The 26881-nt window shown below is 70.2% G+C and carries 20 protein-coding genes; 14 read left to right on the top strand and 6 right to left on the bottom strand.

Features of this window, described 5'->3' with window-relative positions; translation table 11 throughout:
* Positions 1 to 96 precede the first annotated feature (96 nt).
* The 5 genes from BLT97_RS03940 (at position 97) to BLT97_RS03920 (ending at position 6136) form a co-directional block, all read left to right on the top strand.
* Positions 97 to 1587, top strand: a complete 1491-nt coding sequence (locus tag BLT97_RS03940; RefSeq protein ID WP_093607199.1) for a sugar ABC transporter ATP-binding protein — start codon at positions 97 to 99, stop codon at positions 1585 to 1587.
* Complete coding sequence (locus tag BLT97_RS03935; RefSeq protein ID WP_093607198.1) at positions 1584 to 2630, top strand: ABC transporter permease; 1047 nt, start codon at positions 1584 to 1586, stop codon at positions 2628 to 2630. Before BLT97_RS03940 ends, BLT97_RS03935 begins: the two co-directional genes overlap by 4 nt.
* An 85-nt stretch (positions 2631 to 2715) precedes the next feature.
* On the top strand, positions 2716 to 3759 hold the full coding sequence (locus BLT97_RS03930; protein WP_093607197.1) for a substrate-binding domain-containing protein: 1044 nt from the start codon (positions 2716 to 2718) through the stop codon (positions 3757 to 3759).
* Between the two features lie 120 nt (positions 3760 to 3879).
* Positions 3880 to 5106 carry a Gfo/Idh/MocA family protein gene (locus BLT97_RS03925; protein ID WP_245769118.1) on the top strand — a complete coding sequence of 409 codons (1227 nt, stop codon included), beginning with the start codon at positions 3880 to 3882 and terminating at the stop codon, positions 5104 to 5106.
* Between the two features lie 28 nt (positions 5107 to 5134).
* Positions 5135 to 6136 (top strand): sugar phosphate isomerase/epimerase family protein, encoded by a 1002-nt coding sequence (locus tag BLT97_RS03920; protein ID WP_093607196.1) that lies wholly within the window; start codon positions 5135 to 5137, stop codon positions 6134 to 6136.
* A gap of 93 nt (positions 6137 to 6229) precedes the next feature.
* Here the strand turns inward: BLT97_RS03920 and BLT97_RS03915 are convergent, their stop codons facing one another.
* A complete protein-coding gene (locus BLT97_RS03915) occupies positions 6230 to 6955 on the bottom strand; it encodes a hypothetical protein (protein WP_093607195.1) in 726 nt (241 codons plus the stop codon).
* 11 nt (positions 6956 to 6966) lie between these two features.
* A complete protein-coding gene (locus BLT97_RS03910; protein ID WP_245769117.1) occupies positions 6967 to 7584 on the bottom strand; it encodes a hypothetical protein in 618 nt (205 codons plus the stop codon).
* Positions 7585 to 7923: 339 nt separating this feature from the next.
* Between BLT97_RS03910 and BLT97_RS03905 the strand changes: the two genes are divergently transcribed.
* From BLT97_RS03905 to BLT97_RS03865, 9 genes are all read left to right on the top strand, one after another.
* Positions 7924 to 11658 carry a ThuA domain-containing protein gene (locus BLT97_RS03905; protein ID WP_093607194.1) on the top strand — a complete coding sequence of 1245 codons (3735 nt, stop codon included), beginning with the start codon at positions 7924 to 7926 and terminating at the stop codon, positions 11656 to 11658.
* A gap of 352 nt (positions 11659 to 12010) precedes the next feature.
* Positions 12011 to 13153 (top strand): inositol-3-phosphate synthase, encoded by a 1143-nt coding sequence (locus tag BLT97_RS03900; RefSeq protein WP_093607193.1) that lies wholly within the window; start codon positions 12011 to 12013, stop codon positions 13151 to 13153.
* A 485-nt stretch (positions 13154 to 13638) separates the two neighbouring features.
* Positions 13639 to 14682, top strand: a complete 1044-nt coding sequence (locus tag BLT97_RS03895) for an SCO3242 family prenyltransferase (RefSeq protein ID WP_425442660.1) — start codon at positions 13639 to 13641, stop codon at positions 14680 to 14682.
* 31 nt (positions 14683 to 14713) lie between these two features.
* Entirely contained in the window at positions 14714 to 15586 is an 873-nt protein-coding gene (locus BLT97_RS03890; protein WP_093607191.1) for a sugar phosphate isomerase/epimerase family protein, read from the top strand.
* Positions 15583 to 16335, top strand: coding sequence for an EboA domain-containing protein (locus tag BLT97_RS03885; RefSeq protein WP_176953632.1), 753 nt, complete (start codon positions 15583 to 15585; stop codon positions 16333 to 16335). The genes BLT97_RS03890 and BLT97_RS03885 overlap by 4 nt, the downstream gene beginning before the upstream one ends.
* Positions 16335 to 17183 (top strand): TatD family hydrolase, encoded by an 849-nt coding sequence (locus tag BLT97_RS03880; protein ID WP_093607190.1) that lies wholly within the window; start codon positions 16335 to 16337, stop codon positions 17181 to 17183. The genes BLT97_RS03885 and BLT97_RS03880 overlap by 1 nt, the downstream gene beginning before the upstream one ends.
* Before the next feature lie 3 nt (positions 17184 to 17186).
* Positions 17187 to 18356, top strand: coding sequence for a metabolite traffic protein EboE (eboE, locus tag BLT97_RS03875; RefSeq protein ID WP_093607189.1), 1170 nt, complete (start codon positions 17187 to 17189; stop codon positions 18354 to 18356).
* Positions 18353 to 19825: an alkaline phosphatase family protein gene (locus BLT97_RS03870; protein WP_093607188.1), complete on the top strand. Its 1473-nt coding sequence runs from the start codon at positions 18353 to 18355 to the stop codon at positions 19823 to 19825. The genes eboE and BLT97_RS03870 overlap by 4 nt, the downstream gene beginning before the upstream one ends.
* 58 nt (positions 19826 to 19883) lie before the next feature.
* Positions 19884 to 20942 (top strand): sugar phosphate isomerase/epimerase family protein, encoded by a 1059-nt coding sequence (locus BLT97_RS03865; protein ID WP_093607187.1) that lies wholly within the window; start codon positions 19884 to 19886, stop codon positions 20940 to 20942.
* Between the two features lie 92 nt (positions 20943 to 21034).
* Here the strand turns inward: BLT97_RS03865 and BLT97_RS03860 are convergent, their stop codons facing one another.
* The 4 genes from BLT97_RS03860 to frc all read right to left on the bottom strand — a co-directional run bounded on the left by BLT97_RS03860 (position 21035) and on the right by frc (position 26875).
* Positions 21035 to 21652: a dihydrofolate reductase family protein gene (locus tag BLT97_RS03860; protein ID WP_093607186.1), complete on the bottom strand. Its 618-nt coding sequence runs from the start codon at positions 21650 to 21652 to the stop codon at positions 21035 to 21037.
* Between the two features lie 327 nt (positions 21653 to 21979).
* Positions 21980 to 23368 carry an OFA family MFS transporter gene (locus BLT97_RS03855; RefSeq protein ID WP_093607185.1) on the bottom strand — a complete coding sequence of 463 codons (1389 nt, stop codon included), beginning with the start codon at positions 23366 to 23368 and terminating at the stop codon, positions 21980 to 21982.
* 119 nt (positions 23369 to 23487) lie between these two features.
* Complete coding sequence (locus BLT97_RS03850) at positions 23488 to 25632, bottom strand: acetate--CoA ligase family protein (protein WP_093607757.1); 2145 nt, start codon at positions 25630 to 25632, stop codon at positions 23488 to 23490.
* A gap of 4 nt (positions 25633 to 25636) precedes the next feature.
* Positions 25637 to 26875 (bottom strand): formyl-CoA transferase, encoded by a 1239-nt coding sequence (frc, locus tag BLT97_RS03845; RefSeq protein ID WP_093607184.1) that lies wholly within the window; start codon positions 26873 to 26875, stop codon positions 25637 to 25639.
* Positions 26876 to 26881: the final 6 nt, after the last annotated feature.

Raw genomic sequence — 26881 nt, 5'->3', positions numbered from 1 at the left:
GCCCTGCCCGCTCACCGGCAACGAACCGCACGCCCGCCGAGGGGAAATGCCATGGCACCAGAGCACGACCTTCCGCCCCAACAGCCGTTGCTGCACATGGACGGCATCACCAAGTCCTTTCCCGGTGTCCGCGCGCTCGACGGCGTCGCCCTCGAAGTGCTGCCCGGAGAGGTGCACTGTCTGCTCGGGCAGAACGGCGCCGGCAAGTCCACCCTGATCAAGGTGCTCGCCGGGGTCCACCAGCCCGACGACGGCGCGATCACCTGGCAGGGCGAGCAGGTCACGCTGCGCTCGCCCATCGCGGCGATGCGGCTCGGAATCGCCACCATCTACCAGGAGTTGGACCTCGTCACGCACCTGTCCGTGGCCGAGAACGTCTTCCTCGGGCACGAGCCGACCAGCGCCGGTTTCGTCGTACGGGGCCGGGAGGCCAAGGAGCGGGCGGCCCAGCTGCTCAAGCGGCTCGGACACCCCGAGATCGACCCCGGCACCCTCGTCGGGCGGCTCTCCGCGGCGCACCAGCAGATCGTGTCGATGGCCCGCGCCCTGTCGCACGAGGTGCGGCTGATCGTGATGGACGAGCCCTCGGCCGCCCTGGACCCGGACGAGGTCGAGAACCTCTTCCGTATCGTCGGAGACCTGACCGCCGACGGTGTCGCGGTCGTCTACATCTCGCACCGCCTGGAGGAGATCCGGCGCATCGGCGACCGGGTCACCGTCCTCAAGGACGGCCGGGCCGTGGCCGTCGGACTGCCCGCCAAGACCACGCCCACCAGTGAGGTCGTCTCCCTGATGACCGGGCGGAACGTGGAGTACGTCTTCCCCGAGCGGCCCGCGGAGGCCGCCGCGGGAAAGGCTCTTCTGAAGACCGAAGGCCTGTCCCGCGAGGGCGAGTTCGAGCCGCTGGACCTGGAGGTCAGGCCCGGCGAGATCGTCGGACTCGCGGGTCTCGTCGGCTCGGGGCGCTCCGAGATCCTGGAGACCATCTTCGGTGCCAGGAAGGCCAGTTCGGGCCGTGTCCTCGTGGACGGCGAGGAGCTGAAGCCGGGCAGTGTGCGGGCCGCGGTCCGGGCCGGACTCGGGCTCGCCCCCGAGGAGCGCAAGCACCAGGCGCTGCTCATGCTGGAGTCGGTCACGCGCAATGTCTCCGTCTCCTCCATGTCCCGCTTCTCCCGCAGCGGTTGGCTCGACCGGCGCGCCGAGTTCACGGCCGCGCAGAAGGCCGTACGGGAGCTCTCCCTGCGCCCCGACAACCCCGCCGTGCCCGTGCGGACCCTGTCCGGCGGCAACCAGCAGAAGGCCGTACTCGCCCGCTGGCTGCTGCGCGGCTGCAAGGTGCTGCTGCTCGACGAGCCCACGCGCGGCGTGGACGTCGGTGCGCGCGCCGAGCTCTACGCCGTCATCCGGCGGCTCGCCGACGAGGGTCTCGGCGTCCTGCTCGTCTCCAGTGAAGTCCCCGAAGTGCTCGGTCTCGCCGACCGGGTGCTCGTCCTGCGCGAAGGCCGCGTCGTGCATACGTCGCCCGCGCAGGAGCTCGACGAACACCGCGTACTCGATCTCGTGATGGAAGGGAGCCCGGCGACATGACCACCCCCGCCTCGAAGGCGGACCAGGACGGCCGCGAGGCCGCCACTGTGCTCGCCGCACCCAAGGAGCCCTCGAAGCCGAGCTCTCGGCGTCTCACGTTCTTCCGCGCCGACACGCAGACGCTGTCCCTGCTCGGTGTGCTGATCGCCCTGATCGTGGCGGGAGGCATCACCAAGCCAGACAACTTCCTCGCGGTCGACAACTTCCAGCTGATGATCACCCAGGCCTCGGTCATCGGCGTGGTCACCGTCGGCATGACCTTCGTGATCATCAGCGGCGGCATCGACCTCTCCGTCGGTGCGATCGTCGCGCTCGCCTCGGTGTGGGCGACGACGGTGGCCACCCAGGAGTTCGGGTTCTGGGGGATCCTGTTCACCGCGATCCTGGTCGGTGTCGCGTGCGGACTCGTCAACGGCGTGCTGATCGCCTTCGGCAGGATGGTGCCGTTCATCGCCACCCTCGCGATGCTCGCCTCGGCGCGCGGACTCGCCCTGCAGATCACCGACGGCAGCACCCAGTCGGTCACCGTCACCTCGGTCGTGGAGCTGAACTACAAGGACTCCTACGTCCTCGGCATCCCGCCGCTCGCGCTGATCTTCGCCGGCGTCGCGGTCATCGGCTGGCTGGTGCTCAATCGCACCACCTTCGGCCGCCGCACCGTCGCCGTCGGAGGCAATGACGAGGCCGCGCGCCTGGCGGGCATCGACGTACGCAGGCAGCGCCTCTACGTCTATCTGCTCTCCGGACTGTGCTGCGGTATCGCCGCGTTCATGCTGATCGCGCTCACCAGCTCGGGCCAGAACACCAACGGCAATCTCTACGAGCTCGACGCCATCGCCGCGTGCATCATCGGCGGCACCCTGCTCAGCGGCGGGCGCGGCACCATCGTCGGCGCCGTGCTCGGCGTGCTGATCTTCCAGACGATCACCAACATCTTCTATCTCAACAACCTGGAGACCGCGACCCAGCAGATCGCCAAGGGCGCGATCATCGTCGTCGCCGTCCTCGTGCAGAACCGCACGTCGCGCAACCAGACGACGTAGCGCACCCCCTCACGTCCCACGCTCATCGCACCCCCGCACTTCCCCCGCTCATTCCGTCGTACCCACACTCAGCGAAGGGTCCGTCATGCCAGAGTTCACGAGCCGCAGAGGGCTGCTCTTCGGGGCCGCCGCCGTCTCCACCGGTGCATTCCTCACCGCCTGCACCAGCAACGAGCCGAGCGACAAGTCGGAGGACAAGCCCTCGGAGGCGCCGGTCGCCGACGACAAGCCCGGCAAGCAGGTCACCATCGGCTTCGCCGGACCCCAGGCCGACCACGGTTGGCTGAACGCGATCAACGACAACGCCCGCAGCCGCGCCAAGAAGTACTCCGACGTCACGCTCGACATCACCGAGGGCTCCAACGACGCGGCCGCCCAGATCGGCCAGATCGACTCGCTGATCAACAAGAAGGTCGACGTCCTGGTGATCCTGCCGGCCGACGGCAAGGCGATGACCCAGGCCGGCCTCAAGGCCATGCGGGCCGGCATCCCGGTGATCAACCTGGACCGCATCTTCTCCTCGCCGCAGGCCTACCGCTGCTGGATCGGCGGCGACAACTACGGCATGGGCCTCAACGCCGGGCACTACATCGGCGAGAAGCTGAAGGACAAGAAGGACGCCAAGGTCGTCGAGCTCGCGGGCCTGGACAACCTGGAGCTCACGCAGCAGCGCACGAAGGGCTTCGACGACGCCCTGAAGAACTACCCGAACATCAAGAAGGTGGCCCGCCAGGCCGCCGAGTTCACGGTCGAGTCGGGGCAGGCGAAGATGGCCGGCCTGCTGCAGGCACAGAAGAACTTCGACGCGCTGTGGAACCACGACGACGACCAGGGGGTCGGCGCCCTCCAGGCGATCCAGCAGGCCGGCCGCGACGACTTCCTGATGGTCGGCGGCGCCGGCGCCGCCAGCGCCTTCGAGCACATCGAGAAGGACGACGGGGTCCTCAAGGCCACCGTCCTGTACCCGCCGACCATGGCCGCCTCGGCGATCGACCTGGCCCGCGCCCTCGGCCAGGCGAAGGGCATCGGCGGGATGGCCGAGTTCGAGATCCCGTCCTCGGTCACCTTGTACTCGGCGGTCGTCGACAAGACCAACGTCGCCCAGTACAAGCCCACCGGCTTCAAGTGATGCGGACGCGGGTCCCGGGCCCGGCGGGCCCGGGGGCCGTCACATCCGCACCTCGTGCCGCGGTCATCCCCCCCACGGCAGACGACCGCGGCAGCGCAAGCCGACTAGGAGGAATCCCGTATGGAGGACGTACAAGGCAAGCAGGAGTCCGCCGCCGTGAGGCGCGGCGGGCTCGGCGTGGGCATGGTCGGCTACGCCTTTATGGGCGCCGCCCACTCCCAGGGGTGGCGCACCGCGGGCCGGGTCTTCGACCTGCCGCTTGAGCCCCGGCTCGCCGCCATCTGCGGACGGGACCCGGCCGCGGTGCAGGCGGCAGCGGACCGGCACGGCTGGGCCGCGGCGGAGACGGACTGGCGGGCGCTGATCGCGCGCGACGATGTGCAGCTCGTCGACATCTGCACACCGGGCGACAGCCACGCGGAGATCGCGATCGCCGCTCTGGACGCCGGCAAGCATGTGCTGTGCGAGAAGCCCCTGGCCAATACGGTCGAGGAGGCCGAGGCGATGCTGGAGGCGGCCGAACGGGCCGCCGCCCGCGGACAGTTGGCCATGGTCGGCTTCAACTACCGCCGGGTGCCGGCCATGGCCCTGGCGCGGAAGATGGTCGCCGAGGGCAGGCTCGGCACCATCCACCACGTACGCGTGACGTATCTTCAGGACTGGCTGGTCGACCCGGAGTTCCCGCTGACCTGGCGCCTGGAGCGCGAGCATGCGGGCTCGGGGGCGCTCGGTGATCTCGGGGCGCACATCGTGGACCTCGCGCAGTACGTCACCGGATCGCTGATCGCCGGGGTGTCCGCGCTCACGGAAACGTTCATCCGCGAGCGGCCGCTGCTCGCCGGTTCTTCGGCCGGGCTCTCCGGTGCGGCCTCGGCGGAGCGCGGCCAGGTGACCGTGGACGACGCGGCCCTGTTCACCGGGCGGTTCGCCGACGGGGCGCTCGCGTCCTTCGAGGCCACCCGGTTCGCGACCGGCCGCAAGAACGCGCTGCGGCTGGAACTCAACGGCTCCGAGGGCTCGTTGGCCTTCGACCTGGAACGGCTCAACGAGCTGGAGTTCCACGACCACACCCTGCCCGCCGGCTCGGCCGGCTTCCGCCGCATCCTCGTCACCGAACCCGAGCACCCGTACCTGGAGGCCTGGTGGCCGCCGGGCCACGGTCTCGGTTACGAGCACACCTTCGTCCACCAGGCGCGCGATCTCGTGCACGCGATCGCCTCCGGCACCGCGCCCGCGCCGTCCTTCGCGGACGGTCTGCAGGTGCAGCGGGTCCTCGCGGCGGTCGAGGAGAGCGCGGCCAAGAACTCCGCCTTCACCCCCGTACCGGCACAGGAGGCCCGGACATGACCCGTACACCTGCCGAGGAGGCCCGGACATGACGCGTCCCTTCACGCTCTTCACCGGCCAGTGGGCCGATCTCCCGCTCGAGGAGGTGTGCGAGCACGCCCGCGACTTCGGCTACGACGGTCTCGAACTCGCCTGCTGGGGCGACCACTTCGAGGTCGACAAGGCCCTCGCCGATCCCGCGTACATCAAGGGGCGCCACCAGCTCCTGGAGAAGTACGGCCTCAAGTGCTTCGCCATCTCCAACCACCTCGTCGGCCAGGCCGTCTGCGACTCGATCATCGACGAGCGGCACCAGGCGATCCTGCCCTCGCGGATCTGGGGCGACGGCGGGGGGGAGGGGGTGCGGCAGCGTGCTGCGAAGGAGATCGCCGACACCGCACGGGCCGCCGCCGCCTTCGGGGTCGACACCGTCATCGGCTTCACGGGGTCCTCGATCTGGCATCTCGTCGCAATGTTCCCGCCCGCGCCCGAGTCCATGATCGAGCGCGGTTACGAGGACTTCGCCGAGCGCTGGAACCCGATCCTGGACGTCTTCGACGCCGAGGGTGTGCGCTTCGCCCACGAGGTGCACCCCAGCGAGATCGCCTACGACTACTGGACCACGGTGAAGGCCCTCGAAGCGGTCGACCGGCGCCCGGCCTTCGGCCTGAACTTCGACCCGTCCCACTTCGTCTGGCAGGACCTCGACCCGGTCGGCTTCCTCTACGACTTCCGCGACCGCATCTACCACGTGGACTGCAAGGAGGCCCGGCGCCGCCTCGACGGCCGCAACGGGCGGCTCGGCTCGCACCTGCCCTGGGGCGACCCGCGGCGCGGCTGGGACTTCGTCTCCGCCGGGCACGGTGACGTGCCCTGGGAGGACGTCTTCCGGATGCTCAACTCCATCGGCTACGACGGTCCGATCTCCGTCGAGTGGGAGGACGCGGGCATGGACCGGCTGCGGGGTGCCCCGGAGGCGCTGACCATGCTGAAGGCGTACGACTACGAGCTGCCGACCACGTCCTTCGACGCGGCCTTCGGGAGCGACTAGGGCGCCGGCGAGGCGGCCGGCGCCGTGGATCCGGGGCCCGCGCCCATGGCGGCGGGCCCCGGTGACCCGGCGCGACTGCGCGGGCCGGGCCGGTCAGCGGCCGAAGTCCTCGGCCGGCAGCGGTTCGGCGGAGTTCAGTGCGGAGACGAGGGCGGAGGTGTCCTTACCGGTGAGCGAGTCCTCGAGCGAGAGCCCGTCCGGTCCCGTTTCGGCGGCCGCCAAGGTCTGTGCGGGGCTGAGGATTTCGCCCTCCGACTCGCCCTGGCCGAGCACGCCGTCGTCGTACGGAATGGTGGAGCCGGAGCCGAGTCCGCGCCACTGGCCGGGTATCTCGTCGCCGCCTTCGCTGATGCCGGGCTGCCATTCGACGGCCATGACGTACGTGTGCCCGACCTCCATCCGCGGGGTCCCCTCCATGACCATGGGGGTGCGTTCCGTGCCGTGGAAGGACCAGCCGTCGGCCAGCCAGGGGAAGGAGGCGGGCACCTGGGTGGTGGACTTCTCGCTGGACCAGAGGACCTTCTGCACCGCGAGGTCGACCTGGCGGGGGAGATACCCCTCCCCGGCCGCCAGCTCCTCCTGGGAGGCGGGCAGTTCGCGTTCGGCGGTCACCTTCACCACCACGACGTGTTCGGCGTACGTCACCCAGTCCGCGGCGGTGTGGTTGGGGCGGCGGTCCTCGCCGTGCGAGACCACGACGTCACGGCCGGCGGGCTTTGCTTCCGCGTGTGTGTCGCCCTGGCTGAAGAACGGCCACGAGACGAGGGCCGAGGCGGTGGCGAGGCCGGCCGCGGTGGCGAAGCGGGTCAGTCGTCTCACTGTCGGCCTCCTCAGTAGACCTGGTTGATGTGTTCGCGGTTGTTGGACCCGAGCTTCTCGCCGCCGCTGGTCGGGGTGACGAGGCAGCCGAGCGCCGAGTTGCTGTTCGACAGGCGCGGGTTGGCGTCCGCGCCGTGCAGCAGGCCGACCGCGTGGCCGGTCTCGTGACAGGTGCGGCCGTAGGTGTAGTCGCCGCCGCCTTCGATACGGACGTACTGCTGGTCGCAGCGCCACGAGGAGACCGTGTCGTCGCACCAGTTACGGCCGACCGCGGTGCCGGAGACGGTGTCCTCCTGATAGATGACGTCGGTCTCCGAACTGCCCGTGTACTGGGCGGAGGACGGGTAGCTGATGGCCAGATCGGTCGGGGAGTACTCGTTGGAAAGGACGTTCGCGACCATGTTTCTGTCGACCGTTTCCAGGGTGCCCTGGCGCCAGATCGACATCGCGGCATTGTCGGTCTGGCATCGTCCGGACCCGCTGGAATCGCCGGCGTAGCAGATGGGGCCGTTGGAAGCGCCGGTCGGCACCATGTTGTCCGTGGCGGCGGCCCAGACGAGGGTGACCCCGGCCGCGATGGAGGCGACGCCGATCCCGAGCGTCCCGAGGACGCGTTTGGTGATACGCACTCCGTTTTCCCTTCTGTCCAGTTGTTTCTGTAGTGGCGCAGATGTGGCAGGGCGTGGCTTCTGTGATGTGTGTGACAGGGCTGCTTGAGCGTTCCCTGCATCCGGTGCAGCGTCAAGTGGTCCTGGGTGTACGGGAGTTGGGCTTCGCTCTGCGGCTTTGTCCTCCGCGAGGAAAAAGTTCAACTTCCTTGCTGCACAACGTCTTTCGGAAGTGGACGAACCCGGCTACGGTCCCTGAGGTGTACAGGACATGAGTCCTTCGGGGTGACGGCGCACCCCGCTCGCAGAGCACGTCTAAGCACCGTTTCGTACGGCCCACCCGCATTCCGGAGGGACTTCGTGCACAGAAGCAGAGATCTCACTCCAAGAGCTCCGAGAGCAGACAAGCGTCCGAGACTCCGTTCCACCCTCGCCCTGTTCACCGGCCTCCTGCTCGCCGTGGGCGCCCCGGCGACCGTGGCCGGCGCCCACCCCGGCCACCCCGAGCACGACGAACAGCCGGCCGCCGCCGAAGGGCAGTTCCAGCAGGTGCCGCTCGCCAAGGGCGAGCCCGAGACCGGCGAGCCCATGTCGCTCGCCGTGCTGCCGGACCGCAGCGTCCTGCACACCTCGCGCGACGGCACACTGCGCCTGACCGACCAGGGCGGCGTCACCAAGATCGCCGGCAAGCTCGACGTGTACAGCCACGACGAGGAAGGCCTGCAAGGCGTCGCCGTCGACCCGGACTTCAAGAACAACCGGGCGATCTACCTCTACTACGCCCCGCCGCTCGACACCCCCGCGGGCGACGCCCCCGAGACCGGCACCGCCGAGGAGTTCAAGAAGTGGGAGGGCGTCAACCGCCTCTCGCGCTTCACGCTGAACACCAACGGCACGCTGAACACCGCCAGCGAGAAGAAGGTCATCGACGTCGCGGCCTCGCGCGGCCTGTGCTGCCACGTCGGCGGCGACATCGACTTCGACGCGCAGGGCAACCTCTACCTGTCGACCGGCGACGACACCAACCCCTTCGCGTCCGACGGCTACACGCCGATCGACGACCGCGAGGGCCGCAACCCCGCCTTCGACGCCCGCCGCAGCTCCGGCAACACCAACGACCTGCGCGGCAAGATCCTGCGCATCAAGGTGGCCGAGGACGGCTCCTACACCATCCCGGAGGGCAACCTCTTCGCCCCGGGCACCGAGAAGACCCGCCCCGAGATCTACGCGATGGGCTTCCGCAACCCGTTCCGGATGAGCGTCGACGACAAGACCGGCATCGTGTACGTCGGTGACTACGGGCCCGACGCAGGTGCCGCCTCCGCCACCCGCGGCCCCGCCGGACAGGTCGAGTTCGCCAAGGTCACGAAGGCCGCCAACTTCGGCTGGCCCTTCTGCACCGGCAACAACGACGCGTACAACGACTACGACTTCGCCACCAAGGAGTCCGGTCCGAAGTTCGACTGCGCGAACCTGAAGAACACCTCGCCGCACAACACCGGCCTCACGGATCTGCCGCCCGCCCAGGCCGCGTGGATCCCGTACGACGGCGGCAGCGTGCCCGAGTTCGGCACCGGCTCCGAGTCCCCGATGGCGGGCCCGGTCTACCGCTACGACGCGAACCTCGACTCCAAGGTCAAGTTCCCCGCCTCGTACGACGGCGACTTCTTCGCCGGCGAGTTCGGCCGCCGCTGGATCAAGCCGATCTCGCAGAACGAGGACGGCTCGGTCAAGGAGATCAAGACCCTGCCGTGGACCGGCACGCAGATCATGGACATGGAGTTCGGCCCCGACGGCGCGCTCTACGTCCTCGACTACGGCGTCTCCTGGTTCCAGGGCGACGAGCACTCCGCGCTCTACCGGATCGAGAACGCCGAGGACGGCTTCTCGCCGATCGCCGAGGTCAGCGCCAACAAGACCTCGGGTGCGGCCGGCCTGAAGGTCGCCTTCACGGCCTCCGCCAAGGACGCGGACTCCACCGATCTCACGTACAGCTGGGACTTCGGCGACGGTACGAAGGGCGAGGGCCTCAACCCCACCCACCAGTACAAGAAGGTCGGCACCTACACCGCGACCTTCACCGCCAAGGACCCCGAGGGCAACACCGGCAACGCCAGCGTCCGGATCGTGGTCGGCAACACCGAGCCCAAGGTGAAGATCGACGTTCCCGGCAACGGCACCCTGGCCGAGTTCGGCAAGCCCGTCCCCTTCAAGGTGACGGTCACCGACCCCGACGAGACCGTCGACTGCTCCAAGGTCAAGGTCACCTACAGCCTCGGCCACGACTCCCACGCCCACGAGCTGACCAGCGAGATGGGCTGCGAGGGCACGCTGACGCCGCCTCCGGGTGACGGCGGCCACGACCCCAACGCCAACATCTACGGCGTCGTCGGTGCCTCGTACACCGACGGCGGTTCCAACGGCCAGGAGGCGCTGACCGGTACGGCCCGCGCCGTGCTCCAGCCGCTGCACCGCCAGGCCGAGCACTTCGGCAAGCAGTCGGGCGTCAAGACGTACGACAAGGCCGGCGCCAACGGCGGCAAGACCGTCGGGGACATCAACGACGGCGACTGGATCTCCTTCACCCCGTACAAGTTCTCCGGGCAGAAGAAGATGACCGTACGGGCCTCCTCCGGCGGCGCGGGCGGCTTCATCGAACTGCGCACCGGCTCGCCCACCGGACCGCTGCACGGCTCCGCGTACATCCCGCCGACCGGCAGCTGGGACACCTTCCAGAACGTGGACGTCCCGCTGCGGGCCCTGCCCGGCAAGACCACCGAGATCTACCTGGTCTTCAAGGGCGGAGAAGGAGCGCTCTACGACGTGGACGACTTCGAGTTCTCCACCGAGCCCTTCAAGGGCGGCAAGAAGGTCCTCGTCTTCTCCAAGACCGCGGGCTTCCGCCACGACTCCATCCCGGCGGGCATCGCGGCCCTGAAGGAACTCGGCACGCCGGCCGGCATCACGGTCGACGCCACCGAGGAGGCGGGGCAGTTCACCACCACCAACCTCGCCAAGTACGACGCCGTGGTCTTCCTCTCGACCACGGGTGACGTGCTCAACGCCGAGCAGCAGAAGGCGTTCGAGGGCTACGTGGCGAACGGCGGCGGCTACATGGGCATCCACGCGGCCGCCGACACCGAGTACGACTGGGAGTTCTACGGCGGCCTCGCCGGCGCCTACTTCCACTCGCACCCGGCCATCCAGAAGGCCACGGTCCGCGTGGAGGACCACGACCACCCGTCCACCGCGCACCTGGACGAGGCCTGGGAGCGCACCGACGAGTGGTACAACTACCGCTCCAACCCGCGGGACAAAGCCAAGATCCTCGCCACGCTCGACGAGACCACGTACTCCGGCGGCAACATGAAGGGCGACCACCCGATCGCCTGGTGCCAGAGCTACGGCGGCGGCCGCTCCTTCTACACCGGCGGCGGCCACACCAAGGAGTCGTACGCCGAGGACGCCTTCCGCAAGCACCTGCTCGGCGGCCTCCAGTACGCCACCGGCCAGGTCAAGGCGGACTGCAAGCCGAACACCGACTACCGGTCGATCTTCAACGGGAAGACCCTGGACGGCTGGAAGCAGGCCGGCCCCGGCAAGTTCGTGGTCAAGGACGGGGTCATGGAGTCCGAGGGCGGCATGGGTCTGCTCTGGTACCAGGCCAAGGAGCTGAAGTCGTACTCCCTGAAGCTCGACTGGAAGATGCAGGGCGACGACAACTCCGGGATCTTCGTGGGCTTCCCGGCCTCCGACGACCCGTGGTCCGCGGTGAACAAGGGCTACGAGATCCAGATCGACGCGACGGACGCACCGGACCGCACCACCGGCGCGGTCTACTCCTTCAAGTCGGCCAACATCAAGGCCCGTGACCAGGTCCTGCGGCCGCCGGGCCAGTGGAACTCGTACGAGATCAGGGTCCAGGGGGAGCGCCTCCAGGTGTTCCTCAACGGAGTCAAGATCAACGACTTCACCAACACGGACCCCGAGCGGAGTCTGAAGGACGGCTACATCGGCCTGCAGAACCACGGCGCGGCCGACAAGGTCTCCTTCCGCGACATCCAGCTCAAGGAACTGCCCACTTCGGGCGCCTAGAACGGCGTCGGGCGGAGGACGCCGGACCTCCGCCCGACGTCTCGGGCCCGTCGCCACCTCCCCTCCCTGTGGGGGAGCGAGACGTCGGGTCCCGGCCGGACCGGCCGCCCCCGAATTGATCACGGGGGCGGCCGGCCACCGGTCCTCCTTCCGGCGACCTGCGCCGGGGCCGGCCCCGCCCGGCACCCGGCGCGACGCTGTCCGAGCGCCGGCTCCGATCGGCACCCGGGCGAGGCGCAATCCGAGCGCCGGCTCCGGCCGGCGGCCCGGGCGCGACCCTGCCCGGGAGCCGGCCCCGCCCGGCCCCGGCGCAACCATCCGGCATTGGTCCGTGCACGACAGGAGGCTCCCTGTGTCCACGTCCGCATCCCCCCGCCCGCCGTCCACCGCACCCGCCCTCGGGGTGTGGCTCATCGGGGCCCGTGGCTCCGTCGCCACCACTGTCGTCGCCGGCGCGGCGGCCGTCGCCGCCGGGCTGCACCCGGCCACCGGCATGGTCACCGAGACCCCGCCGTTCGCGGACTGCGCACTGGCCCCCCTCTCCTCCCTGGTCTTCGGCGGCCACGACACGACGAGCTGCCCCCTGCCCAAGCGCGCCGAACACCTGGCCGCCGGGGGAGTGCTGCCGCACGGCCTGCCGCAGGCGGTCGCGGCCGAACTCGCCGCGGCGGACGCCGAGATACGGCCCGGCGGCCCACAGGCCGGCGACACCCGCACGGACGAGGAACTGATCACCGCCTTCGCCGCCGACCTCACCGACTTCGTACGCCGCCGGGAACTGGCCGGAGCCGTCGTGGTCAACGTCGCCTCGACCGAACCCCTGCCCGGCCCCGACTCCGACCGGCTCCCCGTCAGCTCGCTGTACGCGGCGGCCGCCCTGCGCGCCGGTCAGCCGTATGTCAACTTCACCCCCTCCACCGGCATGCACCATCCCGCCGTGTCCCGTGAGGCCGCCGCGTCCGGGCTCACCTGGGCCGGCCGGGACGGCAAGACCGGCCAGACCCTGCTGCGCTCCGTGCTCGCGCCGATGTTCCTGCAGCGCGCCCTGGACGTGCGCGCCTGGTCGGGCGCGAACCTCCTGGGCGGCGGGGACGGCGCGGCCCTCGCCGACCCCGCCGCTGCCGCCGCGAAGAACGCCGGCAAGGAGCGCGTGCTCGCCGACGTGCTCGGCAAGGCACCGCAGGGCGAGGTGCACATCGACGACGTCCCGGCCCTCGGCGACTGGAAGACCGCCTGGGACCACATCGCCTTCGACGGCTTCCTCGGCTCCCGCATGGTCCTGCAGACCATCTGGCAGGGCTGCGACTCCGCGCTCGCGGCGCCGCTGGTCCTCGACCTCGCCCGGCTCGTCGCGCGCGCCCGGGACGCGGGTCTGACGGGCCCGCGCCCGGAACTCGGCTTCTACTTCAAGGACCCGGACGGCGGCTCCTCCTCCCTGGGCGAACAGTTCACGGAACTCCTCTCCTTCGCCGAACAGCTGCGGGCCGACCGATGAGCGGCGGCACCCTGCGTCTCCTGTCGCTGGCGGGTGCGGTCGCGCTGGTGGGTGCTGCCGGAGCGGCTTGGGCGGCGACCGGCCGCGGACGCACCGCCGGCGATTCCCGGCGCACGGTCGGCGAGGTCGGGCGTACGGTCGGTGAGGCCGGGCGCGTGGTTGGTGAGGCCGGGCGCGTGGTTGGTGAGGCCGGGCCCAAAGTCGGCGAGGTCGGGCGTACGGTCGGCGAGGCCGGGCCCACAGCCGGTGAGGTCGGGTGCACGGTCGGCGAGGTCGGGCGCACTGACCCTGCCGGTGCTGCACGTTCGGCCGCCCGGGGCGGGTCCGGACCGGACGCGCGGCGAGCCGGGGCGTCAGCGCATGGGACCACTGCGGAGAACGTTGTCAACGAGGACGGGGAGCCCTCCGCCTCCGCTCCCCTCGCTGACGACACCGGCCAGGAGCCGTCCCGCAGCCGGCCACGGCCGGGCGACTGGGCCGAACTCCTGCGCGTCCCGGCCCTGTTCACCGTCCCCGGCGACGCCTTGGCCGGCGTCGCGGCGGGCGGCACGCGCCCCAAGGCGCGCACCCTCCTCGCGATCGGCTCCTCGCTGTGCCTGTACGAGGCGGGGATGGCCCTGAACGACTGGGCCGACCGCGAGATCGACGCCGTCGAGCGCCCCCACCGCCCGCTGCCTTCGGGCCGTATCACCCCTGGCGCCGCGCTCGCCGCGGCCGCCGGCTTCACCACGGCCGGACTCGCGCTCGCGGCGCTCGCCGGACGGCGCGCCCTGGCGGTCGCGGGCGCGCTCGCAGGGGCGGTGTGGGCGTACGACCTGGGGCTGAAGAACACCCCGGCCGGTCCGCTCGCCATGGCGGGCGCACGCTCCCTCGACCTCCTTCTCGGCGCGGCCGCGACGACCGGACACATCCGCCCGGCCCTGTCGTCCTCCGCCCTGCTCGGCGCCCACACCCTCTCGGTCACCGCGGTCTCCCGCCGCGAGGCGGAGGGCGGCTCAACCCTCGCCCCGTTGGCGGGACTTGCGGTCACGGCCGTGCTGTCCCGCGCGGTGGCGCACGGGCGGGTCGGCGGAGCTGCCGATGCCTCGGATGCCGCGGATGCCGCCCATGGCGCAGGTGTCGCCGGGGCCGCGGGGCCTGCCGGAGCTCCAGGAGGCTCCGGCGAGTTTGCCGCCCGACAGCCGACTGCCCGCCGGCTCTCCGCACGCCGGTCGGACGCGGTCGCCCACCGACTCCCGGCAGGCCGGGCGATCACAGCCGTCCTCGGCCTGCCGGGCCCACGCCCGGCCGACAGTCTTCGATCGGCGCTGGGGGCCCTGTACGCCCTCACCGCGGCCCAGCCTCTCCTCCACGCCCTCCTCAACCCCTCGCCCCAGCTCACCCAGCGCGCCGTGGGCGGCGGGATCCGCGCGACGATCCCGCTCCAGGCGGCACTGGCGGCCCGGGCCGGACGTCCCGGACTCGCGCTCGTCACCGCCGCACTCGCGCCGGCCGCCCGGCGCTTCGGACGGAAGGTGAGCGTCACATGAGCCTCCGCTTCGGACAGAAGGTGAGGCGCGCATGAGCCTCCGCTTCGGTTACGGCACGAACGGGCTGACCGACCTGCGCCTGGACGACGCCCTCGGCCTGCTCGCCGACCTCGGATACGAGGGCGTCGGACTCACGCTCGACCACATGCACCTGGACCCGATGGCCCCCGACCTGGCGGCCCGCACCCGACGGGTGTCCCGCCGCCTGGACCAACTCGGCCTCACGGCCACCGTCGAGACCGGCGCACGCTATGTGCTCGACCCGCGCAGCAAGCACGGCCCCTCGCTGCTCGACCCGGACCCCGACCGGCGCGCCGCACGGGTGCGGCTGCTGACCCGGGCCGTCCGCGTCGCCGCCGACCTGGGCGCCCACGCCGTGCACTGCTTCAGCGGCATCAAGCCCGCGGACACACCGGACGACACCGCGTGGAAGCGGCTGGCCGAGGCGATCGCGCCGGTCGTCGAGGCGGCCGAGGGCGCCGGCACACCCCTTGCCATCGAGCCCGAACCCGGCCACCTCCTGTCCTGCATCGCCGACTTCCACCGGCTCCGCACAGACCTCGGCGCGCCGGCCGCGCTCGGCCTCACGCTCGACATCGGCCACTGCCAGTGCCTCGAGCCGGCGCCGCCCGCCGCGTGCGTGCGCGACGCCGCGCCGTGGCTGCGGCATGTGCAGATCGAGGACATGCGCCGCGGCGTCCATGAACACCTTCCTTTCGGTGCGGGCGAGATCGACTTCCCACCCGTTCTCGAGGCGCTGGCCGCCACCGGCTACCAAGGCCTCACCGTCGTCGAACTGCCCCGCCACTCCCACGCGGGACCCCAACTGGCCGAGCAGTCCATCGAGTTCCTGCGCCGCGCGGAGAACGCGGTGCGCGCCGCCGCCGAAGGAGGCAGGCCATGACCAGCACCCCAGGGATCGCGACCCTCCGCGCCGGTCTCGAATCCGCCCTGGACGAAGGCGCCAGGAGCTGGCTCGACCAGGCACTCTCCGAGGCCGCGGCGCCTCAAGGCGAGGCAGCCCAAGGTGCTCTCCCCGTCTGGGAGTTGAGGTTCGCCCAGGCCGGCCGCCGCTGCGGCACCCGGCACGCGGACGACGCCAGGCTGCTGCTCCTGCACGCCGCCCGCGCCGACGCCGCGGCGCTGACGCGCCTGTACGAGCAGGGCACCGCCGCCGAACGCCGAGCCGTCCTGCACGCGCTCGCCCACCTCGTCCCCGGGCCCGAGGCGGTCGGTCTCGTCCAGGACGCCCTGCGCACCAACGACACCTCGCTCGTCGCCGCGGCCGTCGGCCCGTACGGGGCCGAGCACCTCGACGCCCACGACTGGCGGCACGCCGTCCTCAAGTGCCTGTTCACCGGCGTGAGCGTCGACGCCGTGGCCGCACTCGCGGACCGTGCCCGCGGCGACGCGGAACTCGCCCGCATGCTCGGCGACTACGCGCGTGAGCGCACCGCCGCAGGCCGCCCCGTCCCCGGCGACCTGCACCGCGTCCTCACGCTCACACAGTGCGCGACCGAGCCGCCCGCCGACACAGAGCCCGCCGGCACCGCGTCCGCCGGTCCCGCGTCAGCCGAGGTCCCCGCCGGCACCGTCCCCGCCCAGGACCCCGCCGAGCCCGCGTCCGCCGCCGCGTCCCCCCAGGAGAACTGATGCGCATCTTCGACCCCCACATCCACATGACCTCGCGCACCACCGACGACTACGAGGCCATGTACGCGGCCGGCGTCCGTGCCGTGGTCGAGCCGGCCTTCTGGCTGGGCCAGCCCCGGACCTCCCCGTCCTCCTTCTACGACTACTTCGACTCGCTCCTCGGCTGGGAGCCCTTCCGCGCCGCGCAGTACGGCATCGCCCACCACTGCACGATCGCCCTCAACCCCAAGGAGGCGAACGACCCCCGCTGCACCCCCGTCCTCGACCAGCTGCCCCGCTATCTGATGAAGGACAACGTCGTCGCCGTCGGCGAGATCGGCTACGACTCCATGACCCCGGCCGAGGACGCCGCCCTCTCCGCCCAGCTCCAGATGGCCGCGGACGCGGAACTCCCGGCGCTCGTCCACACCCCGCACCGCGACAAACTCGCCGGCCTGCACCGCACCATCGACGTGGTCCGCGAGTCGGCGCTGCCGCTCGACCGCGTCCTGCTCGACCACCTCAACGAGACCACCGTCAAGGACGCCAAGGAGGCGGGCTGCTGGCTCGGCTTCTCCGTCTATCCGGACACCAAGATGGACGAGGACCGGATGGTGGCGATCCTCAAGGAGTACGGAGCGGAGAAGGTCCTGGTCAACTCCGCCGCGGACTGGGGCAGAAGCGACCCCTTGAAGACCCGCAAGGTCGGCGACGCCATGCTCGCCGCCGGCTTCACGGACGACGAGGTCGACCAGGTCCTGTGGCGCAACCCCGTGGCCTTCTACGGACTCAGCGGACGCCTCGACCTGGACGTCGCCGACACCGACGCCACGCACGAGGGGAACTCCATCCTGCGCGGCGGTGAGTGAGCCATGCGCTTCCGGCACCCCGACGGCTCCACCATCCACCTCTCGTACTGCACCAACGTCCACCCCGCCGAGACCCTCGACGGCGTGCTCGCCCAGCTCCGCGACCACTGCGAGCCCGTACGCAAACGGCTCGGCAGGGACCGGCTCGGCATCGGCCTGTGGCTCGCCCGCGACGCCGCACGCGCCCTGGTCGCCGACCCCGCGGCCCTGCGCGGACTGCAGGCCGAACTCGACCGCCGCGGCCTCGAAGTGGTCACCCTCAACGGCTTCCCCTATGAGGGCTTCGGCGCCGAGGAGGTCAAGTACCGCGTCTACAAGCCGGACTGGGCCGACCCCGAACGCCTCACGCACACCACCGACCTGGCCCGCCTCCTCACCTCCCTGCTCCCGGACGACGCCACCGAAGGCAGCATCTCGACCCTGCCGCTCGCCTGGCGCACGGCCTACGACGACGCCCGCGCCGCCACCGCACTCGACGCCCTGCGCACCCTCGCCCAGCGCCTCGACGCCCTCGAGGAACTCACGGGCCGCTCCATCCGCATCGGACTCGAACCCGAACCCGGCTGCACGGTCGAAACCACCGCCGACGCCATCGCGCCCCTGACCGCCATCGGCCACGACCGCATCGGCATCTGCGTCGACACCTGTCATCTCGCCACCTCCTTCGAAGATCCGGGGTCCGCGCTCGACGCCCTGGCCGCCGCACGCATTCCCATTCCCAAGGTCCAGCTGTCCGCCGCACTCCACGCCGAGCAGCCCCAACTGGCCGAGGTCCGCGCCGCGTTGGCGGCCTTCGACGAACCCCGCTTCCTGCACCAGACCCGCACCCGCACCGCCGACGGACTGCACGGCACCGACGACCTCGGCGAGGCGCTCGCCGGCCGCGCGCTGCCCGAGGCCGGCGCCTGGCGCTCCCACTTCCACGTCCCGCTGCACGCGGCCCCCGTGCCGCCGCTCACCTCCACCCTCGATGTCCTGAAGGACGTCCTGACCCGCCTGGTGGGCGGCCCGGCCCCGCGCACCCGGCACCTGGAGGTCGAGACGTACACCTGGCAGGCCCTGCCCGACGAGCTGCGCCCGCGCGCCCGCACCCAGCTCGCCGACGGCATCGCCGCCGAACTCACCCTCGCCCGCGACCTCCTCGTCGACCTGGGCCTGAAGGAGCTGCCATGACCGTCACCCCCACGCCGGACAACGCGAAGCCCGACGGCCCCGTGCCGGCCACCCCGCAGCCCGAGGCCAAGGGCCAAGGCACCTCGAAGCCCGACGGCCCCACCCCCCTCCTCGTCCTGGACGTCGTCGGCCTCACCCCCCGTCTGCTCGCGCACATGCCGAACCTGAAGTCCCTTGCCGCAGCGGGCTCCCAGGCCACCCTCGGCACCGTCCTGCCCGCCGTCACCTGCGCCGCCCAGTCCACGTTCCTGACCGGCACGCTCCCCGCCGAGCACGGCATCGTCGGCAACGGCTGGTACTTCCGCGAGCTCGGCGACGTCCTGCTGTGGCGCCAGCACAACCGGCTCGTGTCGGGCGACAAACTCTGGGACGCCGCCCGCCGTGTGCACCCCGGCTACACGGTCGCCAATATCTGCTGGTGGTACGCCATGGGCGCGGACACCGACATCATCGTCACCCCCCGTCCTGTCTATTACGCCGACGGCCGCAAGGAGCCCGACTGCTACACGCGGCCGCCTGCGCTGCACGACGAACTCACCGAAAAGTTCGGCACATTCCCCCTCTTCACGTTCTGGGGCCCGGGCGCGAACCTGACCTCCTCGCAGTGGATCATCGACGCGACCCGCCACATCATGCGCACCCGCCACCCCGACCTGACGCTCTGCTACCTCCCGCATCTCGACTACGACCTGCAGCGGTTCGGCCCCGACGACCCCCGCTCCCTGAAGGCGGCCCGCGACATCGACGCCGCCCTCGCCCCGCTCCTCGCCGACGCGAAGGCCGAGGGCCGCACCGTGGTCGCCCTGTCCGAGTACGGCATCACCCGGGTCAGCCGCCACGTGGACATCAACCGCGCCCTGCGCAGGGCAGGCCTGCTCGAGGTGCACACCCAGGACGGCATGGAGTACCTCGACACCATGGCCTCCCGCGCGTTCGCCGTGGCCGACCACCAGCTCGCGCACATCTACGTGCGCAGCCCGGAGTACATGGACGCGACGAAGCAGGCCCTGGAGGGCCTCGAAGGAATCGACGAACTCCTCGACGACGAGGGCAAGAAGAAGCACGGCCTGGACCACCCGCGCTCGGGCGAACTCGTCGCCGTCGCGGAACCGGACGCCTGGTTCACGTACTACTACTGGCTCGACGACGAGCGCGCCCCCGACTTCGCGCAGCTCGTCGAGATCCACCGCAAACCCGGCTACGACCCGGTCGAACTCTTCATGGACCCCGAGGACCCCTACGTACGGCTCAAGGCCGCCGGCGCACTGGCCCGCAAGAAGCTGGGCATGCGCTACCGCATGGCGGTCGTGCCCCTGGACCCGTCACCTATTCGCGGGAGCCACGGCAGGCTCCCCGACGACCCGCAAGACGGTCCGCTCATCCTGATCTCCACCCCCCGCGCTGTCGATGGCTCCTTGCGGGCCACCGATGTGAAGTCGCTGTTGCTCACGCTCGCGGGACTCGGCTGAAGCCCGCGAAGCAGCCTGACACCACTCCCAACGCCCCATGAATCAAAGGAGTTCCCGCATGGCCCGCACTCCTCGTACTCCTCAGGACCCGGAGCTCGCCCAGCGCCTCAGCAGACGGAACGTGCTGGGCGTGGCGGCCGGCGTCTCCGCCGCGGCACTGATCGGCGCGGCCGCCACCCCGTCCGCCGCGGCCGACACCCAGGCGGCGTCCCAGGGCCACGGCCGCGGCCGCCCGGTCCTGCCCGAGGGCCGCCTCGGCATCCAGCTCTACAGCCTGCGTGACAAGGTCTCCACGCTCGGCTTCGCCGCCGTCTTCGCCGAGCTCAAGAAGTACGGCTACGACGAGGTCGAGTACGCCGGATACACCCAGGGCTCGGCGGGCGCCATCACCCTCGCCCAGCTCAAGCAGCTCACCCGGGACCACGGTCTGAACGCGATCGGCAGCCACGTCGGCTACTACTCGAACGACCCGAATGCGTACACCTTCGCCACGAACCTCAACAAGGTCCTGGACGACGCCCAGGCGCTCGGGCTCAAGCACATCGGCACGGCCTCGGGCCCGTTCCGCTACGGCGACACGGTCGACGCGTGGAAGCGCGCGGCCGAGGAGTTCAACACCTACGGTGCCGAGGCCAGGAAGCGCGGCATGAAGTTCTACCAGCACAACCACTCGGAAGAGTTCATGTTCGCCTCGGACAAGCCCAACGTCCGCCTCTACGACGTCCTGCTCGCCGAGACCGACCCCGACCTGGTCTTCCTGGAGATGGACATCTTCTGGGCGTACGCCGGCCAGTTCCGCTTCTCGAAGCAGGTCGACGGCACACCGCGTCCCTTCGACCCGCTGAAGTACGTACTCAAGCAGCCGCACCGATACCCGCTGTTCCACGTCAAGGACGGCACGAAGGACCCGACGTCCACATACGGCTACCGCATGACGGACGTGGGCGACGGCGACATCGACTACAAGACCTTCCTCTCGGAGGTGACCCGCAGGTCGCACAACGGCCGCCGCTACCACCACTGGCAGGCCGAGCACGACAACCCGGTGGAGTCCTTCGCGTTCGCCCGCAAGTCGAGCGCGCACCTGCACTCGCTGCGCGAGCGCTGCGGCGACTGACGGCCGTCCCCTGACCGGCAGCCGGCCCGGCCCCTGACCGGACCGCGCCGCGCGAAGCCCCTGGCCACCCGGCCAGGGGCTTCCGCGTGCCGTCAGCCCTTGGTGAACCGGTACTTCACGTGCGTGGCCAGGGGAGTGTCCACGACCCGCACCTTCTCCAGCGGGCCCTTCACCGCCCCGAGCCCGTCGAAGATCCGCAGCCCGCCGCCGAGCAGCACGGGCACGACATGCAGCTGCAGTTCGTCGATCAGTCCGGCGGCGAGGTACTGCCGTACGGTGTCGGCTCCGCCGGCGATGTCGACGTCGCGGCCGCCCGCCGCGGCCTTCGCCCGGTCGAGCGCGCTGTGGATGCCGTCCGTGACGAAGACGAACGACGTGCCGCCCTTCTTCACCAGCGTCTCCTGCGGCCGGTTGGTGAGCACGAAGACAGGGGTGCGGAAGGGCGGGTCCTCACCCCAGAACTCCGCGCCCAGCTCGTACATCGTGCGCCCCATGACGACGGCTCCCGTGCCGTCGAACCACTCGCGGACGATCTCCGAGTCCGGCCCTTCGACGCCGCCTTCCAGGCCCTGCCGCTCACGCCAGCTCGCGCAGTCGTGCAGCCAGGCGAAGATCGCCTCGGCCCCGTCGCCGCCCGGGTTGTCGGGTGCGATGCCGGGGCCGGCGAGGTAGCCGTCGAGGGATACGACGAAGTCCGCGGTGACGATCATGATCGGTGCTCCTGTGGTCTCGGGTGCTGCGTTCCCTTGTACGTCGACCGGTCGGCGTTCCCTTGTACGTCGGCCGGTCTGCCTTCACCCGTACGTCGATCGGCAGGTGCCGTAATCGACACAGCCCGTCAGGCGGATACGAACGGGCGCCGGAACAGCGGCCGTTGGGCACTATGAGCCGGACCACAGCGGACTTGAGATAGTAGACAGTATGCAATCACGGTGGGAGACTGGAGGAAGAACAGCGAGGGCCCGCCCCTGGGGAGCGGGCGGGCCCTGATGCGCTGCGTATGACGTGCTCCGAGACGTTGCTGCGAGCGGTGGAGGCTACTCGGCCTCGCGGCTGATCGGCTGCGGGTTGGGCTTCACGAGGCGCCCCTTGTAGTCGCGTCCGGGAGCCTTGAGGAACAGGGCGATGAAGAACGCGGCGAACGACAGGGAGCCGGCCAGGGTGAAGGCCCCGTTGAGGCCCCAGGCGGTCACGGCGACGGAGCCCATACCGGCACCCAGGCCGGAGACCAGCTTCGAGCTGTAGACCATGCCGTAGTTGGAGGCGTTGTGGTTCTCACCGAAGTAGTCGGCGGTCATCGCCGCGAACATCGGGAAGATGGCGCCGCCGCCGAAGCCGGAGATGGCGGAGAAGATGAGGAACAAGGGCAGGTTCTTGGCCTCGGCGGACCAGATGATGCCGAACTGGGAGGCGCCGAGGACGATACAGACGAAGAGCAGACACTGCTTGCGGCCGTACCGGTCGGACAGCCAGCCGATGACACCGCGCCCCGTGCCGTTGACGATGGCCTTCAAGGACATGGCCGTGGCCACGATGCCCGCGGCGAACCCGGCGGACTCGCCGATGTCGACCTGGAACGAGATGCCGAAGATGTTCACGCCGGACGTGAAGGCGAGACAGACCCACATGACCGCCACACGGCCCGTCTTCCAGGCCTCCTTCGGCGTCATCTGCTTGACAGCCGGCGGGTTCTTCTGCAGGGAGCGGGCCGCGCGCGGGTCCGCGGGCGGGTTCAGCGGGTCGACCTCGGCCGGCCACCAGTTCTTCGGCGGGTCCTTGAAGAAGAAGCCCGCGTACGCGACGACTCCGGCGAGGAACAGACCTGCGGAGACCAGCACCCACTGGTAGTTGGACCCGTCCATGTAGCCGTGGAAGAGGAAGACGAACGGCACCGAACCGTAGGCGAAGCCGCCGTTCACGAAGCCCGTCTTGCCGCCCTTGCGCTCCGGATACCACTTGCCGACCATGTTGACGCAGGTGGCGTACACCATGCCCGCGCCCATACCGCTGAACATGCCGAACCCGATCACCGCCAGCATCACGTGCGGTGCGTAGGCCAGCGACAGATAGCCGATGAAGGTGCCGGCCGCGCCGAGCATCATCGCCCAGCGGGCGGGCAGCTTCCCGGACTCACGCAGCTTGCCCGCCGGGAAGGCGACCGCCGCCTGGAAGAACACCCACGTCGTCAGCATCCAGTAGATGCTGGTGCTGGACCAGTTGTGTGCCTGGTGCAGCGTGTCCTCGGCCGAGGCGAACGCGTACTCCGCCGAGCTGATCCCCATCATCCCGACCCACGGCAGGATGACCATCCACTTGCGCTTACGGCCCATGATGTCGATGTCGGACTCGCCGACCCGGTACACACGGCCGTTCTTGTCGACCAGCTCGCGATATGGAGCCGACGTCGGCAGATCAGTTGTAGTCATTGAGCTACAGCACCCCTAGCGTCGAAGAAGCCTGGCCAGCGCCCCCTGTCCAACTTCCTTGCTGGTGCCGGGGCCTGCGGCGAGCGGTCGCCGCAGGCCCCGTGGTGAGCTCGCTCAGCTCATCGACCGCCCCCCAACAACCCGGCCGCGCGCGCCCAGCGGTACTTCGCGCCGAGCACCGCGACCGGCTTCTCCGTCGTGTAGGGGTAGGCCACCACGCCGTGCTCGAAGAGGTACTGGCAGGCCTCCTCGACCTCGACATCGCCCGCGAGCGACGCGACGACGGGCTTTTCGATGCCGCGCTCCTTGAACTCGGCCACCACCTTCGCGGTGAGCTCGGCGAAGACCATCGGGGGAGTGACGATCGTGTGCCAGTAACCGAGCACCAGGGAGTGGATCCGCGGGTCCTCGAGTCCGAGCCGGATGGTCGCCTCGTACGTCGAAGGCGGTTCGCCGCCCGTGATGTCCACGGGGTTGCCCGCGGCGCCGAACGGCGGGATGAACTTCCGGAAGGACGCGTCCAGGTCCTCCGGGATCTCCATCAGGGACAGGCCGTTGTCCATCACGGCGTCCGAGAGCAGCACCCCGCTGCCGCCCGCACCCGTGATGATCACGACGTTGTCGCCCTGGGGCGTGGGCATGATCGGCAGCGCACGCGCGTACTCGAGCATGTCGTTCAGCCCGGGCGCCCGGATCACACCGGCCTGCTTGAGGATGTCGTCGTACACCGCGTCGTCGCCCGCGAGGGCCCCGGTGTGCGAGCCGGCCGCCTTCGCGCCGGCCTCCGTACGGCCGGCCTTGAGCACGACCACCGGCTTCTTCGGCACGGTCGCCTGCGCGGCCTCCACGAAGGCCCGCCCGTCCTTGAGGTCCTCCAAGTGCATCGCGATGCACTGGGTGTTGGGGTCCTCGCCGAACCAGGTGAGCAGGTCGTCCTCGTCGAGGTCGGACTTGTTGCCGAGGCCGACGATCGCCGACACACCGGTCTTGGTCGTACGGGCGAAGCCCAGGATCGCCATGCCGATACCGCCGGACTGGCTGGTGAGCGCGACCCCGCCCTTCACGTCGTACGGCGTGCAGAACGTGGCGCACAGGTCCTGCCACGTCGAGTAGTAGCCGTAGATGTTGGGGCCGAGGAGCCGGACGCCGTGCCGCTCGGCGATCGCGACGATCTCCTCCTGGAGCTGGTGCTCGCCGGTCTCCGCGAAGCCGGAGGGGATGAGGACGGCGTTGGGTATGCCCTTGCGGCCCACCTCCTCCAGCGCCGATGCCACGAACTTGGCGGGGATCGCGAAGACCGCCACATCCACCTCACCGGGAACGTCCGTGACACTCTTGTACGCCTTGCGGCCCAGAATGTCATCGGCCTTGGGGTTCACCGGGTGGATGTCCCCGGCGAAACCGCCGTCGATGAGGTTGCGCATGACCGAATTGCCGATCTTGCCCTGCTCGTTGGAGGCGCCGATCACCGCGACGGCGCGCGGCTGCATCAGCCGCTTCATCGAGCGCAGGATCTCGTCGCGGCTGTAGCGCCGGCGCTGCTTGGGCTGCTCGTCGGTGAGGATCACGCGGATGTCCGCGGCCACCGCGCCCTCGGGCGTGGCGATCACCGGGTTGAGGTCCACCTCCACGATCTCCGGGAAGTCCGTGACCAGTTCGGAGACCCGGCGGATCTGCTCGGCCACCGCCCAGCGGTCCACCGGCTGCCCGCCGCGCACACCCTTCAGGACCTCCGCTGCCTTGATCGAATCGAGCATGGTCTGCGCCTCGTCGGCGCTGACCGGAGCGAGCCGGAAGGTGACGTCCTTCAGCACCTCGACGAGCACACCGCCGAGCCCGAAGGCGACCACCTTGCCGAAGGTCGGATCGGTGACGGCACCGACGATGACCTCCTGGCCGGGCGGCAGCATCTGCTGCACCTGGATGCCGTCGATCTTCGCCGCGGAGTTGTACGCCTTGGCGTTGGCGATGATCTTGTGGAAGGCGGCCCGTACGTCCGCGGCCCCCTCGACCCCGACGATCACACCGCCGGCGTCGGTCTTGTGCAGGATGTCGGGGGAGACGATCTTCAGGACCACCGGTCCGTCGAAGCGTGCCGCAGCGGCGACCGCCTCGTCGACATCGCGGGCCAGCTCCTCGCCGGGTACAGCGATGCCGTACGCGTCGGCGATCACCTTGCCCTCCGGCGCGGTGAGAGTGCTGCGCCCCTCGGCGCGGACGGTGTCGAGCAGGGCCCGCACCGTCAGCGCACGGTCTTCGGCCATCACGTCAGATCACTCCAGTCGACTTGAGCAGACGGACTTCCTCGTCGCCGAGCCCGAGCTCGCCGACGTAGATCTCTTCGTTGTGCTCGCCGAGCAGCGGCGAACTCTTCACATCCACCGGGGAGTCGGAGAGCTTCAGCGGGGAGCCGACCGTGGTGAACTCGCCGCGCTCGGGGTGCGGAACCTTCACGACCATCTCGTTCGCGACCAGCGAGTCGTCCTCGATGATCTCCTTGGTCGAGAGGATCGGACCGCACGGGATGTTGTGCGCGTTGAGCTTCTCGAGCACCTCCCACTTGGGCAGGGTCGCGCTCCACTCCTCGATGAGCTGGAACATCTTGTTGAGCTTGGGCAGCCGGGCCTCGGGCGTGGCCCACTCGGGGTCGTCGGCGAGCTCGGGGCGGCCGATCAACTCGGAGATCGGCTTCCAGCCGACGGGCTGCACGATCACGTACACGTAGTCGTTCGGGCCGCCCGGTGCGCACTTGACCGCCCAGCCCGGCTGGCCGCCGCCGGACGCGTTTCCGGACCGGGGAACTTCGTCGCCGAAGTCCTCGTTCGGATATTCAGCGAGCGGGCCATGGGCCAGACGCTGCTGATCGCGCAACTTCACCCGGCAGAGGTTGAGCACAGCGTGCTGCATGGCCACATTGACCCGCTGCCCCCGACCGGTGCTCTCCCGCTGGAAGAGCGCCGCCAGAATGCCGGCGACGGCGTGAATGCCTGTCCCCGAGTCGCCGATCTGCGCCCCCGTCGCCAGCGGGGGGCCGTCCTCGAAGCCCGTGGTCGACATCGAGCCGCCCATGGCCTGAGCCACGACTTCGTACGCCTTGAAGTTGGTGTACGGACCGTCGCCGAACCCCTTGATGGAGGCATAGACGATACGAGGATTGATCTCCTGGATCTTCTCCCAGGTGAACCCCATGCGGTCCACCGCGCCCGGACCGAAGTTCTCGACCATCACGTCCGAGCGGCGGATCAGCTCGGTGAGGATCTCCTTGCCGCGCTCCGTCTTGGTGTTGAGGGTGATGCTCCGCTTGTTGCAGTTGAGCATCGTGAAGTAGAGGGAGTCGACATCGGGCAGGTCGCGTAGCTGCTTGCGGGTGATATCTCCGGTCGGGGCCTCCAACTTGACCACGTCCGCACCGAGCCAGGCGAGCAGCTGCGTCGCCGATGGCCCGGACTGGACGTGTGTCATGTCGAGGACGCGGACGCCGTCCAGTGCCTTCGTCTGTGTCGTCATGGCACA

Origin of the sequence: Streptomyces indicus (genome assembly GCF_900100315.1) — a bacterium.
Classification (GTDB): Bacteria; Actinomycetota; Actinomycetes; order Streptomycetales; family Streptomycetaceae; genus Streptomyces; species Streptomyces indicus.
Note: the sequence above shows the minus strand (reverse complement) of the source record. Positions and strands in the feature narration are given on the sequence as shown.

Excerpts from the sequence above, each read along its gene's own strand:
- BLT97_RS03890 (WP_093607191.1), top strand. The coding sequence starts at position 14,714 with ATGAGCCTCCGCTTCGGTTACGGCACGAACGGGCTGACCGACCTGCGC.
- eboE (WP_093607189.1), top strand. The coding sequence starts at position 17,187 with ATGCGCTTCCGGCACCCCGACGGCTCCACCATCCACCTCTCGTACTGC.
- BLT97_RS03920 (WP_093607196.1), top strand. The coding sequence starts at position 5,135 with ATGACGCGTCCCTTCACGCTCTTCACCGGCCAGTGGGCCGATCTCCCG.
- BLT97_RS03855 (WP_093607185.1), bottom strand. The coding sequence starts at position 23,368 with ATGACTACAACTGATCTGCCGACGTCGGCTCCATATCGCGAGCTGGTC.
- BLT97_RS03880 (WP_093607190.1), top strand. The coding sequence starts at position 16,335 with ATGCGCATCTTCGACCCCCACATCCACATGACCTCGCGCACCACCGAC.
- BLT97_RS03940 (WP_093607199.1), top strand. The coding sequence starts at position 97 with ATGGACGGCATCACCAAGTCCTTTCCCGGTGTCCGCGCGCTCGACGGC.
- frc (WP_093607184.1), bottom strand. The coding sequence starts at position 26,875 with ATGACGACACAGACGAAGGCACTGGACGGCGTCCGCGTCCTCGACATG.
- BLT97_RS03865 (WP_093607187.1), top strand. The coding sequence starts at position 19,884 with ATGGCCCGCACTCCTCGTACTCCTCAGGACCCGGAGCTCGCCCAGCGC.
- BLT97_RS03925 (WP_245769118.1), top strand. The coding sequence starts at position 3,880 with ATGGAGGACGTACAAGGCAAGCAGGAGTCCGCCGCCGTGAGGCGCGGC.
- BLT97_RS03860 (WP_093607186.1), bottom strand. The coding sequence starts at position 21,652 with ATGATCGTCACCGCGGACTTCGTCGTATCCCTCGACGGCTACCTCGCC.
- BLT97_RS03850 (WP_093607757.1), bottom strand. The coding sequence starts at position 25,632 with ATGGCCGAAGACCGTGCGCTGACGGTGCGGGCCCTGCTCGACACCGTC.
- BLT97_RS03885 (WP_176953632.1), top strand. The coding sequence starts at position 15,583 with ATGACCAGCACCCCAGGGATCGCGACCCTCCGCGCCGGTCTCGAATCC.
- BLT97_RS03930 (WP_093607197.1), top strand. The coding sequence starts at position 2,716 with ATGCCAGAGTTCACGAGCCGCAGAGGGCTGCTCTTCGGGGCCGCCGCC.
- BLT97_RS03935 (WP_093607198.1), top strand. The coding sequence starts at position 1,584 with ATGACCACCCCCGCCTCGAAGGCGGACCAGGACGGCCGCGAGGCCGCC.
- BLT97_RS03870 (WP_093607188.1), top strand. The coding sequence starts at position 18,353 with ATGACCGTCACCCCCACGCCGGACAACGCGAAGCCCGACGGCCCCGTG.